This window comes from Cellulomonas sp. B6 (assembly GCF_001462455.1).
Lineage (GTDB): Bacteria > Actinomycetota > Actinomycetes > Actinomycetales > Cellulomonadaceae > Cellulomonas.
Genome location: NZ_LNTD01000168.1, coordinates 1 through 13,719, shown reverse-complemented (window position 1 = coordinate 13,719; position 13,719 = coordinate 1). Strand labels below are relative to the sequence as shown.

16 protein-coding genes are annotated in these 13,719 nt (G+C 74.3%); 7 read left to right on the top strand and 9 right to left on the bottom strand.

Annotated features, from left to right (window positions below; genetic code table 11):
- Positions 1-21 precede the first annotated feature (21 nt).
- Positions 22-771: a 3-oxoacyl-ACP reductase FabG gene (fabG, locus tag ATM99_RS14730; protein ID WP_062103619.1), complete on the bottom strand. Its 750-nt coding sequence runs from the start codon at positions 769-771 to the stop codon at positions 22-24.
- A gap of 153 nt (positions 772-924) precedes the next feature.
- Here fabG and ATM99_RS14725 point away from each other — a divergent pair, with 153 nt between their 5' ends.
- Genes ATM99_RS14725 through ATM99_RS14715 form a run of 3 tightly spaced genes read left to right on the top strand, consistent with a single transcriptional unit; the run spans position 925 to position 2,452 of the window.
- On the top strand, positions 925-1,260 hold the full coding sequence (locus ATM99_RS14725) for a DUF3099 domain-containing protein (RefSeq protein ID WP_062103623.1): 336 nt from the start codon (positions 925-927) through the stop codon (positions 1,258-1,260).
- The gene (locus tag ATM99_RS14720) at positions 1,257-1,499 is read left to right on the top strand and encodes a hypothetical protein (protein WP_062103618.1); all 243 of its coding nucleotides are present in this window, start codon (positions 1,257-1,259) and stop codon (positions 1,497-1,499) included. Before ATM99_RS14725 ends, ATM99_RS14720 begins: the two co-directional genes overlap by 4 nt.
- Positions 1,496-2,452, top strand: coding sequence for an SURF1 family protein (locus tag ATM99_RS14715; protein ID WP_223305132.1), 957 nt, complete (start codon positions 1,496-1,498; stop codon positions 2,450-2,452). Before ATM99_RS14720 ends, ATM99_RS14715 begins: the two co-directional genes overlap by 4 nt.
- Before the next feature lie 65 nt (positions 2,453-2,517).
- Here the strand turns inward: ATM99_RS14715 and ATM99_RS14710 are convergent, their stop codons facing one another.
- Positions 2,518-4,116: an ABC-F family ATP-binding cassette domain-containing protein gene (locus ATM99_RS14710; protein WP_062103617.1), complete on the bottom strand. Its 1,599-nt coding sequence runs from the start codon at positions 4,114-4,116 to the stop codon at positions 2,518-2,520.
- Between the two features lie 234 nt (positions 4,117-4,350).
- Between ATM99_RS14710 and ATM99_RS14705 the strand changes: the two genes are divergently transcribed.
- The 4 genes from ATM99_RS14705 (at position 4,351) to ATM99_RS14690 (ending at position 7,353) form a co-directional block, all read left to right on the top strand.
- Positions 4,351-5,013 carry a biotin transporter BioY gene (locus tag ATM99_RS14705; RefSeq protein ID WP_062103616.1) on the top strand — a complete coding sequence of 221 codons (663 nt, stop codon included), beginning with the start codon at positions 4,351-4,353 and terminating at the stop codon, positions 5,011-5,013.
- Between the two features lie 10 nt (positions 5,014-5,023).
- On the top strand, positions 5,024-5,755 hold the full coding sequence (locus ATM99_RS14700; RefSeq protein ID WP_062103615.1) for an energy-coupling factor ABC transporter ATP-binding protein: 732 nt from the start codon (positions 5,024-5,026) through the stop codon (positions 5,753-5,755).
- Positions 5,752-6,414 carry an energy-coupling factor transporter transmembrane protein EcfT gene (locus tag ATM99_RS14695; RefSeq protein WP_082659825.1) on the top strand — a complete coding sequence of 221 codons (663 nt, stop codon included), beginning with the start codon at positions 5,752-5,754 and terminating at the stop codon, positions 6,412-6,414. The genes ATM99_RS14700 and ATM99_RS14695 overlap by 4 nt, the downstream gene beginning before the upstream one ends.
- A 66-nt stretch (positions 6,415-6,480) precedes the next feature.
- Positions 6,481-7,353 carry a neutral zinc metallopeptidase gene (locus ATM99_RS14690; protein WP_062103620.1) on the top strand — a complete coding sequence of 291 codons (873 nt, stop codon included), beginning with the start codon at positions 6,481-6,483 and terminating at the stop codon, positions 7,351-7,353.
- A gap of 83 nt (positions 7,354-7,436) precedes the next feature.
- Here the strand turns inward: ATM99_RS14690 and ATM99_RS14685 are convergent, their stop codons facing one another.
- From ATM99_RS14685 to sufB, 7 genes are all read right to left on the bottom strand, one after another.
- The gene (locus tag ATM99_RS14685; protein ID WP_062103614.1) at positions 7,437-7,802 is read right to left on the bottom strand and encodes a metal-sulfur cluster assembly factor; all 366 of its coding nucleotides are present in this window, start codon (positions 7,800-7,802) and stop codon (positions 7,437-7,439) included.
- The gene (gene sufU / locus ATM99_RS14680) at positions 7,799-8,317 is read right to left on the bottom strand and encodes a Fe-S cluster assembly sulfur transfer protein SufU (protein WP_082659823.1); all 519 of its coding nucleotides are present in this window, start codon (positions 8,315-8,317) and stop codon (positions 7,799-7,801) included. Before sufU ends, ATM99_RS14685 begins: the two co-directional genes overlap by 4 nt.
- A complete protein-coding gene (locus tag ATM99_RS14675; protein WP_062103612.1) occupies positions 8,314-9,645 on the bottom strand; it encodes a SufS family cysteine desulfurase in 1,332 nt (443 codons plus the stop codon). The genes sufU and ATM99_RS14675 overlap by 4 nt, the downstream gene beginning before the upstream one ends.
- A gap of 139 nt (positions 9,646-9,784) precedes the next feature.
- Positions 9,785-10,549, bottom strand: coding sequence for a Fe-S cluster assembly ATPase SufC (gene sufC, locus ATM99_RS14670; RefSeq protein ID WP_046528243.1), 765 nt, complete (start codon positions 10,547-10,549; stop codon positions 9,785-9,787).
- Positions 10,550-10,569: 20 nt separating this feature from the next.
- Positions 10,570-10,902, bottom strand: coding sequence for a non-heme iron oxygenase ferredoxin subunit (locus ATM99_RS14665; RefSeq protein WP_062103611.1), 333 nt, complete (start codon positions 10,900-10,902; stop codon positions 10,570-10,572).
- Positions 10,899-12,203 (bottom strand): Fe-S cluster assembly protein SufD, encoded by a 1,305-nt coding sequence (sufD, locus tag ATM99_RS14660; RefSeq protein ID WP_062103610.1) that lies wholly within the window; start codon positions 12,201-12,203, stop codon positions 10,899-10,901. The genes ATM99_RS14665 and sufD overlap by 4 nt, the downstream gene beginning before the upstream one ends.
- The gene (sufB, locus tag ATM99_RS14655) at positions 12,203-13,660 is read right to left on the bottom strand and encodes a Fe-S cluster assembly protein SufB (RefSeq protein WP_062103609.1); all 1,458 of its coding nucleotides are present in this window, start codon (positions 13,658-13,660) and stop codon (positions 12,203-12,205) included. Before sufB ends, sufD begins: the two co-directional genes overlap by 1 nt.
- Between the last annotated feature and the right edge of the window lie 59 nt (positions 13,661-13,719).

Genomic DNA, 13,719 nt, shown 5'->3' with positions numbered 1-13,719 from the left:
GGGGTGGTGGCGGCGGTGGGCTCAGTGGCCCATGCCGAGACCGCCGTCGACGGGCAGCACGGCGCCCGAGACGTAGGCGGCCGCGTCGGACGCGAGGAACTGCACGGCCGCGGCGACCTCGTCCGCCTGGCCGAAGCGGCCGGCCGGGATCGACCCGAGGTAGGCCTGCTGGCGGTCCTCCGGCAGCGCCTTGGTCATGTCGGTGTCGATGAACCCGGGCGCGACGACGTTCGCGGTGATGCCACGCGCACCGAGCTCGCGCGTGATCGAGCGCGCCATGCCGACGAGCGCCGACTTCGACGACGCGTAGTTCACCTGGCCCGGCGAGCCGTACAGCCCGACGACGGACGAGATGAGGACGATGCGGCCGCGGCGCAGCCGGATCATGCCCTTGCTGGCACGACGCACGACGCGGAACGCGCCGGTGAGGTTGACGTCGAGGACCTCGGCGAACTCGTCGTCGGTCATGCGCATGAGGAGCTGGTCGCGCGTGATGCCGGCGTTGGCGACGAGCACCTCGACGGGGCCGTGCGCGGCCTCGACCTGCGTGAACGCCGCGTCGACCGAGGCGGTGTCGCGCACGTCGCCGATGACCTCGAGCACGCCGTCGGGCGCGCCGCCCGAGCGGACGATCGTGGCGACCTTGTCGCCGCCGGCGACGAGCCGCTCGGCGATCGCGCGGCCGATGCCGCGGTTGGCGCCGGTCACCAGCACGCTGCGCTGGCGGGGGGTGGCGTCGGACGTCGTGGGCTCGGGTGTCGTGGCAGGCACGGGACACGACGCTAGCCGAGGCTGCGCGCGGCGCGGCGGTGCGGGGCGCCACGAGTTGGGGCGCGGCGGTTGTGGGACCTCGACAAAGCCCACGTGCGTCGACCGGCACCCGCCCGCGCGGCCGGGCACAGCGGGGACGCCTACCATCGGGTGGTGAGCACGCGTCGGGACGGTGCCCGGCGGGAGCCGGAGGTGCACCGCATCACCTCGGCCCCCGAGTCGCCGGCCGACGACCTCGCCCGCCGGCAGCGCCGGTACCTGTGGCAGATGGGCGTGCGCGTGCTGTGCTTCGTCGCCGCGGGTCTGCTGTGGTCGCACACGCCCCTGTGGGTCCCGCTCGCGCTGCTGGTCGCCGCGAGCGTGCTGCCCTACGTCGCGGTGCTGCTCGCCACGACGGCCAGGTCACGGCGCGACGCGGGCGACGTGCCCTTCGAGGCGCGGCAGATCGGTGCCGCGCCCCGCCACGACGAGCTGGGAGGTGGACGGTGAACCAGACCCCGACGGCGGTGCCCGACGCGGTCGACGAGCTGGTGTGCAGCGCACGGGGCTGCCGGCAGGTGCCCGCGTGGGGCGTGCTGTGGAACAACCCCAAGCTGCACGCGCCCGAGCGTCGCAAGGTGTGGCTCGCGTGCGAGGACCACCGCGAGCACCTGTCGGAGTACCTGCGCGTGCGCGACTTCCTGCGCGACGTGGTCCCCGTCGACGACCTGGACCGGGTCGAGGCGTGACCTCGACGCCGCCCGCGGGCGACGACGTCCTGCGCCTGACGCCGGCGGACCTGCGCGCCGACGCGCGCCGACGCGCCGTCGGGCTGGTCGTCGTCGGGATCGTCGTGGCGGTGGTCTGCACGTTCCTGGGGCGCTGGCAGTGGCACCGGCACGTCGCGCGCGACGCCGCGATCGCGGTGGTGGAGACGAACTACTCGGCCGCGCCGGTGGACCTCGCGGACGTCGTGCCGGACCCGGCCGCGACGCTCCCGGACGCCGACGCGTGGCGGTCCGTCGAGGTCCGGGGGCAGTACCTCGTCGACGCGACCGTGCTGCTGCGCAACCGGCCCGTGGACGGCACGCCCGCGTACCACGCGCTCGTGCCGCTGCTCGTCACGGACGCCGCGCCCGGGGCGTTCGGCCCGCCCGCCGACGCCGGCCGGGTGCTGGTCGTGGACCGCGGCTGGGTGCCCACGGGCGCGGACGGGTCAGCCGACGTCGACGTCCCCGCTCCCCCTGCCGGCGACGTCGCGGTGACCGTGCGGCTGCGCCCGGGCGAGTCCCCCAGCACGCGGACCGCACCGGCAGGGCAGGCGCACTCGATCGCGCCCGCGCAGGTGCTCGCGGCCGGCGGCGTCGACGGCGCGCCGTACGCGGCCTACGGCTCGCTCGTGAGCGAGGTGCCCGCACCCGACGTGGCCCTCGGCACGCTGGCGGCGCCCAGCACGGACCCCGGTTCGCACCTGTCGTACGCGTTCCAGTGGTGGGTGTTCGCGCTCGGCGGGCTCGTCGCGTTCAGCGTGTCGGCGCGCCGGGAGTGGACCGGGACGGCGGCTCTCCCCCTCGGTCCCACGCCGACCGGCGGCGGTCCGGCCGATCCGACGCCCGCACGCCGGCCGCGCCGCGCCCGGGGCCGCGACGAGATCGACGAGGACGCCGAGATCGACGCGCAGGAGGCCGCGCGTCCGCTCTGACGGCGCACGGCGCGCGACCCCGTGCGCGGGGAGCGGCGGCCGGCCCCGCGCGCCGCGACGCGACCTCAGGCCAGCGCGATGAGGTCGAGGTAGTCCGGGCCGAACAGGTCCTCGTCGCCGTCGGGCAGCAGCAGCACGCGCTCGGGCTCGAGCGCCGCGACCGCGCCCTCGTCGTGGCTCACGAGCACGACCGCGCCCGTGTAGCCGCGCAGGGCCGCGAGGATCTCCTCGCGCGACGCGGGGTCGAGGTTGTTGGTGGGCTCGTCGAGCAGCAGCACGTTCGCGCTCGACACGACGAGGGCCGCGAGCGCGAGCCGCGTCTTCTCGCCGCCGGACAGCACGCGCGCGGGCTTGTCGGCGTCGTCGCCGGAGAACAGGAACGAGCCGAGCACCGAACGCACCTGCGTGTCGGTGAGGTCGGGCGCCGCGGTGCGCAGGTTCTCGACGACCGTCCGGGACAGGTCGAGCGTCTCGTGCTCCTGCGCGTAGTACCCGAGCTTGAGCCCGTGCCCCGGGCGCACCTCGCCCGTGTCGGGGTCCTGCAGCCCGCCGAGGATCCGCAGCAGCGTCGTCTTGCCGGCACCGTTGAGGCCGAGGATGACGACCTTGCTGCCGCGGTCGATCGCGAGCGAGACGTCGGTGAAGACCTCCTGCGAGCCGTAGGACTTCGACAGCCCTTCGGCGGTCAGCGGCGTGCGGCCGCACGGCGCCGGGTCCGGGAACCGCAGCTTCGCCACCTTGTCGGACACGCGGACCTCCTCGAGGCCCGAGAGCATGCGCTCGGCGCGGCGCGCCATGTTCTGCGCTGCGACGGCCTTGGTGGCCTTGGCGCGCATCTTGTCGGCCTGCGCGAGCAGCGTCGCGGCCTTCTTCTCGGCGTTGGCCCGCTCGCGACGGCGACGCTTCTCGTCCGTCTCGCGCTGCTTCAGGTACGCGTCCCAGCCGAGGTTGTACTGGTCGAGCTGCGAGCGGTTCGCGTCCAGGTGGAACACCTTGTTGACCGTCGCGCGCAGCAGCTCGACGTCGTGGCTGATGACGACGAACCCGCCGGGGTAGACCTTGAGGTAGTCCCGCAGCCAGACGATCGAGTCGGCGTCGAGGTGGTTGGTCGGCTCGTCGAGCAGCAGCGTCTCGGCGCCCGAGAACAGGATGCGCGCGAGCTCGACGCGGCGGCGCTGGCCACCGGACAGCGTGCCGAGCGTCTGACCGAGCACGCGGTCGTCGAGGCCGAGCGCCGCGGTGATGCGGTGCGCCTCGCTCTCGGCCGCGTAGCCGCCGGCCGCCGTGAACCGCGCCTCGAGCCGCGTGTACCGGTCCATCGCCTTGTCGCGCGTCGCGTCGTCCGTCGACGCCATGAGCCCCTCGGTCTCGCGCATCGCCGTGAGCACGGCGTCCAGGCCGCGCGCCGACAGCACGCGGTCCATCGCGAGCTGCTCGAGGTCGCCCGAGGCCGGGTCCTGCGGCAGGTAGCCGACGTCACCGCCGCGCGCGATCGTGCCGCCCGTGGGCTGCGTCTCGCCCGCGAGGGTCTTGGTGAGGGTCGTCTTGCCGGCGCCGTTGCGCCCGACGAGCCCGATCCGGTCGCCCGCGGCGATCCGGAACGTCGTCGGCTCCAGCAGGACGCGGGCGCCGACGCGCAGCTCGACGCCCGAGGCGGTGATCACAGGTGGTCCCTCGGTTCCGTGCAGATGGTCCGGGCAGATGTCCGTGCGGACAGGTGCGGGTGCGTGCGGCGCTCGGCTCGGTGTCCGACGAGCGACTTCCTACGAGAAAGCCGCGACGGTTCTGGCGGCCCGCACAAACGCCCACCATCCTACCGAGCCGCTAGCGTGGCCAGCGGCCCGAGCACCCGTCGGACGACCACGGGCAACGCCCAGCCCACCGCCAGGAGGCCCGCCATGTCCAGCGCTTTGCCCGACGACCGCACGTCATCCCTGGTCGACGCGTCGACCGCACCGGTGGCCGACGCGCCCGCCGCTCCCCCGGAGCCGCGCGCCGCACGCCGCACGAGCACCGACGTCGCGCTCGTCGCGACGTTCGCGGCGTTCGTCGCGGCGTGCGCGCTCGTTCCCGCGATCCCCACGGGCACGCCCGTGCCGATCACGCTGCAGACGTTCGCCGTCGTCGTGGCGGGCCTCGTGCTCGGTGCGCGGCGCGGGTTCCTCGCCGTCGCGCTGTACCTCGTGGTCGGGCTCGCGGGCGTCCCGGTGTTCGCGGAGATGACCGGCGGGCTCGGCGTGCTGGGCAAGCCGTCGGCCGGGTACCTGCTGGCGTTCCCGCTCGCGGCGGCCGCCGCGGGGTGGTTCGGCGGGCTCGCGCTGCGGGCGCGCCCGCGGTGGCGCTACCCGCTGCTGGTCGCCGCGGGGCTGGGCTCGTCGTTCCTCGTGACGCACCCCGCGGGGATCGTCGGGCTCATGGCGCGGCTCGGGGTCGGGCCCGGCGAGGCGCTCGCGATCGACGTCGTCTACTGGCCCGGCGACGTCGTGAAGAACCTGCTCGCCGCCGGTGTGACGCTCGCGGTGCTGCGCGCGTTCCCCGACCTGCGCCGCGGTCGCGCGTGACGCGCCGCGCGTGATCGAGCTCGACGCGGCCGAGGTCACGGCCTGGTCCCCCGACCCCGCGGGCGGGCCCGAGCGCGTGGTGCGCCTGCTGGGCCCCGTGACGCTGCGGATCGGCGAGCGCCGCGTGGCGGTCGTCGGCGCCAACGGGTCGGGCAAGTCCACGCTCGCGCGCCTGCTCAACGGGCTCGTGCTGCCGTCGGCCGGTGCCGTGCGCGTCGACGGCCTCGACACCGTGCGCGACGGCGCGGCCGTGCGCCGGCGTGTCGGGTTCGTGTTCACCGACCCCGACGCGCAGCTCGTCATGCCGACGCCGCTCGAGGACGTCGCGCTGTCGCTGCGCCGCACGGTGCCCGACGCGGCCGAGCGCACGGCGCGGGCCCACGCGGCCCTCGAGCGCATCGGTCTCGCGGAGCGCGCCCACGTGTCGGTGCACCAGCTCTCGGGCGGGCAGCGCCAGCTCCTCGCGCTGGCCGCCGTGCTCGCGACCGAGCCCGCCGTGCTGGTGTGCGACGAGCCGACCACGCTGCTCGACCTGCGCTGGCGCACGCACGTCGACGCGCTGCTCGCGTCGCTCGACCAGCAGGTGGTCGTCGTCACGCACGACCTCGACGCCGCCGCGCGCGCGGAGCGCGTGCTCGTCGTGGACCGGGGGCAGGTCGTCGCGGACGACGCGCCCGGTCCGGCGCTCGCGCGGTACCGCGCGCTCATGACCGGGTCGCCGGACGCGCTGGCCGCACCGTGAGCCCCGTCGGACGCCGCGGCGGGACGGCACCCGGCCGTCCGCTGCGCGCACCGTGGGCGGGTCCGCTCGGGCTGCACCACCCGGGGTCCAGCGTCCTGCACCGCGCGCCTGCCGGCCTCAAGCTCGTCGCGCTGGCGGGCCTCGGCGTCGTGCTGGTCGTCCTGCGCGGACCGGCCACGGCGGCCCTCGCGCTCGTCGCCGTGGGGGGGCTCGCGGCGCTCGCCCGCCTCCCGTGGCGCCGCACGTCCCGCGGTCTGCTGCCCGTCGTCCTCGCCGCCGCGGTCCTCGCGGGCTACCAGACGTGGGCGCGCGGCTGGGCCGTCGGGGTCGAGACCGCGCTCGACGTCCTCACGCTCGTGCTCGCCGGCACGCTCGTGACCGCGACCACGCGCGCCGACGACCTGCTCGCGACCGTCGCGCGTGCGGCCCGGCCGCTGCGGCGCGTGGGGCTCCCGCCCGAGACGGTCGCGCTGGCCGTGGGGCTGTTCCTGCGCACCGTGCCGGTGGTCGTCCGCGTGGTCGGCGAGTCCCGGGACGCCGCGCGGGCGCGCGGCCTCGAGCGCGACCCGCGCGCGACCGTCGTCCCCGCGACCGTGCGGATGGTCGCGCACGCACGCACGACCGGCGACGCGCTCGCCGCGCGCGGCCTCGCCGACTGACCGTGAGGATGGCGGCGAGCCCTCGCTCGACGAGCGGGCCCGCGAGCCGGGACCTACCGTGTGCGCGTGACCTTCAGCCAGGGCGGGAACTTCGAGGGCGGGCGCGTGCGACGCCGCGCCGGCGGCGGCACGATCGCGGCCGGTGGCGGCGGTCTCGTCGCGATCATCGCGCTCGCCATCTACCTCTTCACCGGGCAGGACGTCTCGGGTCAGCTCGGTGCCGGCCCGGGCGGCGGCAGCGAGCAGGAGACCGCGGTCGGGGAGTGCACGGTCGAGCAGGCCAACACGGACCCGATCTGCCGGTTCTCGGCGACCATGCAGTCGCTGGACGCGTTCTGGCAGACGAGCCTGCCGGCGGGTACGGCGTTCGCCGCACCCGGCGGGGTGGAGTTCTCGGGCGGCACGAGCACGGGGTGCGGCCAGGCGTCCGCGGCCACCGGGCCGTTCTACTGCCCGCCCGACCGGACCGTGTACCTCGACTCGACGTTCTTCGCCACGCTCCAGCAGCAGTTCGGCGCACAGGGCGGCCCGCTCGCCGAGATGTACATCTACGCGCACGAGTACGGGCACCACGTGCAGAACCTCACGGGCGTGTTCGACCGCGCCGACCGGAGCGGCGGTGGCGCCGAGTCCGACTCGGTGCGCGTCGAGCTGCAGGCCGACTGCTACGCCGGCATGTGGGCCGGTGCGGCGACCGAGACGCCGCGGCCGGGCACGGACACGCCGTTCCTCGAGCCGATCACCGCCGAGCAGCTCGCGCAGGCGCTCGACGCCGCGGCGGCCGTCGGCGACGACCACATCCAGCAGCAGTCGGGCGGCGGCGTGAACCCCGACACGTGGACCCACGGGTCCAGCGAGCAGCGGCAGCGCTGGTTCACCACCGGCTACGAGCAGGGGTCGCTCGCGGCGTGCGACACGTTCGCGACCGACAGCCTCTGAGCAGCTCGGTCGGACCCCGGCCGCCGGGCCGACGCACGGACGCCCCCGCACCGGTCCGGTGCGGGGGCGTGCGACGTGCTGCGTCAGATGTTGAAGCCGAGGGCCCGCATCTGCTCGCGGCCGTCGGTCGTGATCTTCTCGGGGCCCCACGGCGGCATCCAGACCCAGTTGATGCGGAAGCCGTCGACGATGCCGTCGAGCGCCTGCGCGGACTGGTCCTCGATGACGTCGGTCAGCGGGCAGGCCGCCGACGTGAGCGTCATGTCGATGACCGCGGTGTTGGTCTGGTCGATGACGACGCCGTACACGAGGCCGAGGTCGACGACGTTGATGCCGAGCTCGGGGTCGATGACGTCGCGCATCGCCTCCTCGACGTCGGCGACCGTTGCGGCCCCCGCGGCTGCGGGGTCGCCGTCGACCGCGGCGGGGGTGGTGGGTTCGGTGGTCATGCGTCCTCCGTCGTACGGGCACCGGACAGGATGAGGGCGTCGTCGAGCGCGACCCAGCCGAGCAGGGCGCACTTGACGCGAGCGGCGTAGCGGGAGACGCCCGCGAACGCGACCGCGTCGCCCAGGGCCTCCTCCTCGGCCTCGTCGGCGAGCCCCGCACCCTGCGACTGCAGCATCGTGCGGAACGACGCGGCGAGCCGGTCGACGGTCGCGAGGTCCTGGCCGACGACCAGGTCGTGCAGCACCGACGTCGACGCCTGCGAGATCGAGCAGCCCTGGCCCTCCCACGCGACGCCGCGCACGACCGGCGTGCCGCCGCTCGTGTCGACGTCGACGTGCAGCGTCACCTCGTCGCCGCAGGTCGGGTTGACCTGGTGCGACGTCGCCGCGCACGTGCCGTGGTCGGCCGCGGCGACACCGACCGCGCCGACACCGTCGGGCAGGCCGCGGCCGTGCGGGAACTTCGCGTGGTCGAGGATGACCTGCTGGTACAGCTGCTCCATGGCCGAGCTCATGCGGGCCTCCCGTCCGTCGTCGCGCCGCCCAGTCCGAAGAACGCGCGGACCCCCGCGAGTGCTTCCCGGAACGCCGCGACGTCGTCGTCGGTCGTGTAGACGCCCGCGCTCGCGCGGGCCGTGGCCGCGACGCCGAACCGGCGGTGCAGCGGCTGCGCGCAGTGGTGGCCGACGCGCACGGCCACGCCGGCGTCGTCGAGCACCTGCCCGACGTCGTGGGCGTGCACGCCGTCGACGACGAACGACACCGCCGCGAGCCGCTCGCGGGTGTCGGTCGGGCCGATCACGCGGACGCCGGGCACGGACGCGACCGCGCCGAGCAGCAGCCCCGCGAGGTGCCGCTCGTGCGCCGCGACCGCGGGCATCCCGAGCTCCGACAGGTACGTCGCGGCGCAGCCGAGCGCGACGGCCTGCGACACCATCTGCGTGCCGGCCTCGAACCGCTGCGGCGGCGGCGCGTAGGTCGTCGCCTCCATGGTGACGACCTCGACCATCGAGCCGCCGGTCGTCACGGGCGGCATCGCCTCGAGCAGCTCGCGCCGCCCGTACAGCGCGCCCACGCCCGTGGGGCCGTACATCTTGTGCCCCGAGAACGCCGCGAAGTCGACGCCGAGCGCGCCCAGGTCGACCGGCAGGTGCGGCACGGACTGGCACGCGTCGAGCACGGTGAGCGCGCCGACCTCGCGCGCGCGGGCCACGAACGCCTCGACGGGGGTCACCGCGCCGGTGACGTTCGACGCGTGCGTGAACGCCAGCACGCGCGTGCGCTCGGTGACGACCGTCGCGAGCTCGTCGGTCCGCAGGCGCCCGTCGTCGTCCACTCCGATCCAGCGCAGCGTCGCACCGGTGCGGGCCGCGAGCTCCTGCCACGGCACGAGGTTCGCGTGGTGCTCGGACTCGGTGACGACGATCTCGTCGCCCGGCGCGAGCGCGAACCGGCGGGCGGCCTGGCCCCCGCGTCCCGCGGTCGCGTTCGACATCGCGTACGCGACGAGGTTGATCGCGGCGGTCGCGTTCGACGTCCACACGAGCTCGCCGGGCGTCGCGCCGACGAACCCGGCGACGCGCGCGCGGGCGTCCTCGAACGCGTGCGTCGCCTCCTCGGCGAGCTGGTGCGCGCCGCGGTGCACGGCCGCGTTGCGCCGCGTGTAGAAGTCCTGCTCCGCGTCGAGGACGACCTCGGGCTTCTGCGAGGTCGCGCCGGAGTCGAGGTAGACGAGCGGGCGCCCGTCGCGCAGCGTGCGCTCCAGGAGCGGGAAGTCGGCGCGCACGGCGGCGAGCTCGGCGGCCGACAGGGTCGACGCGAGCGGCTCGAGCGTGCTGGTCATGGGGTCCTCCGGGCGGACGGGAGGCGGCCGGCGGGGCGACCCCGCGGGGGCGCGGGGTCAGGTGGCGACGGTCGCCCAGGGACGAGGGTCCGGTGGCCGCCGGTGCGCGCGGGGCGCCCGGCGGCCACCGGGACGGTGCTCAGGCGGAGGTGCCGGCCGGCAGGAACCGGTCGTAGCCCTCGTTCTCGAGGCGGTCGGCCAGCTCGGGGCCGCCCTGCTCGGCGATCTTGCCGTCGACGAAGACGTGCACGAAGTCCGGCTTGATGTAGCGCAGGATGCGCGTGTAGTGCGTGATCAGCAGCATGCCGACGTCGGTGGTCTCGCGCACGCGGTTGACGCCCTCGGACACGATGCGCAGCGCGTCGACGTCGAGGCCCGAGTCGGTCTCGTCGAGGATCGCGAAGCGCGGCTTGAGCAGCTCCATCTGGAGGATCTCGTGGCGCTTCTTCTCACCGCCCGAGAAGCCCTCGTTGACCGAGCGCTCGGCGAACGACGCGTCCATGCGCAGGTTGTCCATCGCACCGCGCACGTCCTTGACCCACGAGCGCAGCGGGGGCGCCTCGCCGTCGATCGCGGTCTTCGCGGTGCGCAGGAAGTTCGACACCGACACGCCCGGCACCTCGACCGGGTACTGCATGGCGAGGAACATGCCGGCGCGGGCACGCTCGTCGACCGACATCGCGAGCACGTCCTCGCCGTCGAGCAGCACGGTGCCCGACGTGATCTCGTACTTCGGGTGGCCGGCCAGCGAGTAGGCCAGCGTGGACTTGCCGGACCCGTTGGGGCCCATGATCGCGTGGGTCTCGCCGCTGTTCACGGTGAGGTCGACGCCGCGCAGGATGGGCTTGGGGCCCTCCTTCGTCTCGACGCTGACGTGCAGGTCGCGGATCTCCAGGGTGGACATCTCGGGGTACTCCTCGGGGGTCAGAGCGGGGCGTCGACGTCGACGAGCACGCGCTCGCCGTCGACGGTCACGGGGTAGACGGGGACGGGGCGGACCGCGGGAGGCGACAGCGGCTCACCGGTGCGCAGGTCGAACTTCGACCCGTGCAGCCAGCACTCGACCGTGCAGCCCTCGACGTCGCCGTCGGACAGCGAGACGGCGCCGTGCGAGCAGATGTCGCTGATGGCGTGCCAGTCGCCGGTCTCGTCGCGCACGACGGCGACCTCGACGGGGCCGGCGGGGCCCTCGAGCTCGACGCGCAGCGTGCCGGCGACCGGCACGTCCGCCGTCAGGCAGGCGAGCTGAGCGGTCATGCCGTGGTCACCGACGCGTCGGAGCCCTCGACCTGGGGCGTCGTGCCGAGGATCTCGCTCATGGACTTCTCGAGCTCGGCCTCGATCGACGCGATGAGCCGCTCCTCGACCTCGGGCACGCCGATCTCGCCGATGAGCTCGGCGAAGAATCCGCGCACGACGAGGCGACGCGCGTCGGCCTCGGGGATGCCGCGGGCGCGCAGGTAGAACAGCTGCTCGTCGTCGAAGCGCCCGGTGGCCGAGGCGTGCCCGGCCCCCTCGATGACGCCCGTCTCGATCTCGAGGTTCGGCACCGAGTCGGCGCGCGCCCCGTCGGTGAGGACGAGGTTGCGGTTGAGCTCGTAGGTGTCGGTGCCCTCGGCGGCCGCGCGGATCAGCACGTCGCCGACCCACACGGTGTGGGCACCGGCGCCCTGCAGCGCGCCCTTGTAGGTCACGCGCGAGACGCAGCTCGGGACCGCGTGGTCGACGAACAGGCGGTGCTCCTGGTGCTGGTCGGCGTCCGCGAAGTACGCGCCCAGCGCCGTGACCGACGCGCCCTCGCCGACGAACTCGGTGTCGGGGGTGACGCGCACGACGTCGCCGCCGAGCGTCACGACGATGTGCTTGACCGTCGCGTCGCGGCCGATGCGCAGGCGGTGGCTCGCGGCGTGCACCGAGCCGGCCGCCCAGTCCTGCACGGACACGACCGTGAGGTGCGCGCCGTCCTCGGCCACGATCTCGACCGTCTCGGTGAGGTTGGCGTGCCCGACGTGGTCGAGCACGACGACACCCTGCGAGAGCGGCTCGGCGTGCACCAGCAGGTGCGCGGCCGTCGGCTCGAGCGGCGCCTCGTGCGTGCCGGCGCCCTCGACGCCCTCGACGACCACCGAGGTGACCTTCGAGGACACCGACTCGCGCGGCAGCGTCACGACGGTCGCGCGCTCGAACGACGCCCACGCGACGGCCGCGGCGCGGTCGCCGGGGACGCCCGCGCGGCCGAGGCGCGCGTCGTCGCGGTCGACGATCTCGACGCGCGCCTCGGGCGCCTCGACGACGGTCGTGAGGACGCCGTGGCCCGTCAGGACGCCGTCGCTCGCACCCGCGAACAGCGGTGCGAACCGGTCGACCGGCGCGAAGCGCCACTCCTCCTCGCGCCCGGTGGGCACGGGGAAGTCGGCGACGTCGAAGCTCGTGGGCCGCGCCGCGCGCGACGCCTCGGGCACCGTGCCGATGCCGTGGCTGTGCGCACCGTCGGCGACCGCGCGCGAGTGGTCCGTCGAGAGGCCGGTCGCGGCGCCCTCGTTCGTCGTGGTCGTCATCAGCCGACGGCCCCTTCCATCTGCAGCTCGATGAGGCGGTTGAGCTCGAGCGCGTACTCCATGGGCAGCTCGCGCGCGATGGGCTCGACGAACCCGCGCACGATCATCGCCATGGCCTCGGTCTCCGCCATGCCCCGGGACATGAGGTAGAACAGCTGGTCCTCGCTCACGCGCGACACGGTCGCCTCGTGGCCCATCGACACGTCGTCCTCGCGGACGTCCACGTAGGGGTAGGTGTCGGAGCGCGAGATCTGGTCGACCAGCAGCGCGTCGCACAGCACGTTGGACGCCGAGTGGGACGCGCCCTCGAGGATCTGCACGAGACCCCGGTAGGACGTGCGGCCACCGCCGCGCGCGACCGACTTCGACACGATCGAGCTCGACGTGTGCGGTGCGGCGTGCACCATCTTGGAGCCCGCGTCCTGGTGCTGGCCCTCGCCGGCGAACGCGATCGACAGCGTCTCGCCGCGCGCGTGCTCGCCCATGAGGTAGATCGCGGGGTACTTCATGGTGACCTTGGAGCCGATGTTGCCGTCGACCCACTCCATCGTCCCGCCCTCGGCCACGGTCGCCCGCTTGGTCACGAGGTTGTAGACGTTGTTCGACCAGTTCTGGATCGTCGTGTAGCGCACGCGCGCGTTCTTCTTCACGACGATCTCGACCACGGCGGAGTGCAGCGAGTCCGACTGGTAGATCGGCGCGGTGCAGCCCTCGACGTAGTGCACGTACGAGCCCTCGTCCGCGATGATCAGCGTCCGCTCGAACTGGCCCATGTTCTCGGTGTTGATCCGGAAGTAGGCCTGCAGCGGGATCTCGACGTGCACGCCCGGCGGCACGTAGACGAACGAGCCGCCGGACCACGTGGCCGTGTTGAGCGACGCGAACTTGTTGTCGCCCGGGGGGATCACCGAGCCGAAGTACTGCTCGAAGATCTCGGGGTGCTCGCGCAGACCCGTGTCGGTGTCGAGGAAGATGACGCCCTGCTCCTCGAGCGACTCCTGGATCTGGTGGTAGACCACCTCGGACTCGTACTGCGCGGCGACGCCCGCGACGAGACGCTGCTTCTCGGCCTCCGGGATGCCGAGGCGGTCGTACGTGTTCTTGATGTCCTCGGGCAGGTCCTCCCAGCTGGTGGCCTGCTTCTCGGTGGACCGCACGAAGTACTTGATGTTGTCGAAGTCGATGCCCGAGAGGTCCGCGCCCCACCAGGGCATGGGCTTCTTGTCGAACAGGCGCAGCGCCTTCAGGCGCGTCCTGAGCATCCACTCGGGCTCGTTCTTGAGCCGCGAGATGTCGCGCACGACGTCCTCCGACAGGCCGCGGCGCGCGGAGGCGCCGGCCACGTCGGGGTCGTGCCAGCCGTACGTGTAGTGGCCGAGCGACGCGATGGCCTCGTCCTGGCTCAGCGGCTCGGTGGCCGCGGGCCGGGTGGCCGTGTCGTCCGTGGGTGCGCTCATGGTGTCGGTCCTTCCGTCGAGTGCACGGGGCGTTTCGGGGGCTGGGGCGTGGTTCGTGG

Excerpts from the sequence above, each read along its gene's own strand:
- ATM99_RS14705 (WP_062103616.1), top strand. The coding sequence starts at position 4,351 with ATGTCCAGCGCTTTGCCCGACGACCGCACGTCATCCCTGGTCGACGCG.
- ATM99_RS14685 (WP_062103614.1), bottom strand. The coding sequence starts at position 7,802 with ATGACCACCGAACCCACCACCCCCGCCGCGGTCGACGGCGACCCCGCA.
- sufU (WP_082659823.1), bottom strand. The coding sequence starts at position 8,317 with ATGAGCTCGGCCATGGAGCAGCTGTACCAGCAGGTCATCCTCGACCAC.
- ATM99_RS14675 (WP_062103612.1), bottom strand. The coding sequence starts at position 9,645 with ATGACCAGCACGCTCGAGCCGCTCGCGTCGACCCTGTCGGCCGCCGAG.
- sufC (WP_046528243.1), bottom strand. The coding sequence starts at position 10,549 with ATGTCCACCCTGGAGATCCGCGACCTGCACGTCAGCGTCGAGACGAAG.
- ATM99_RS14665 (WP_062103611.1), bottom strand. The coding sequence starts at position 10,902 with ATGACCGCTCAGCTCGCCTGCCTGACGGCGGACGTGCCGGTCGCCGGC.
- sufD (WP_062103610.1), bottom strand. The coding sequence starts at position 12,203 with ATGACGACCACGACGAACGAGGGCGCCGCGACCGGCCTCTCGACGGAC.
- sufB (WP_062103609.1), bottom strand. The coding sequence starts at position 13,660 with ATGAGCGCACCCACGGACGACACGGCCACCCGGCCCGCGGCCACCGAG.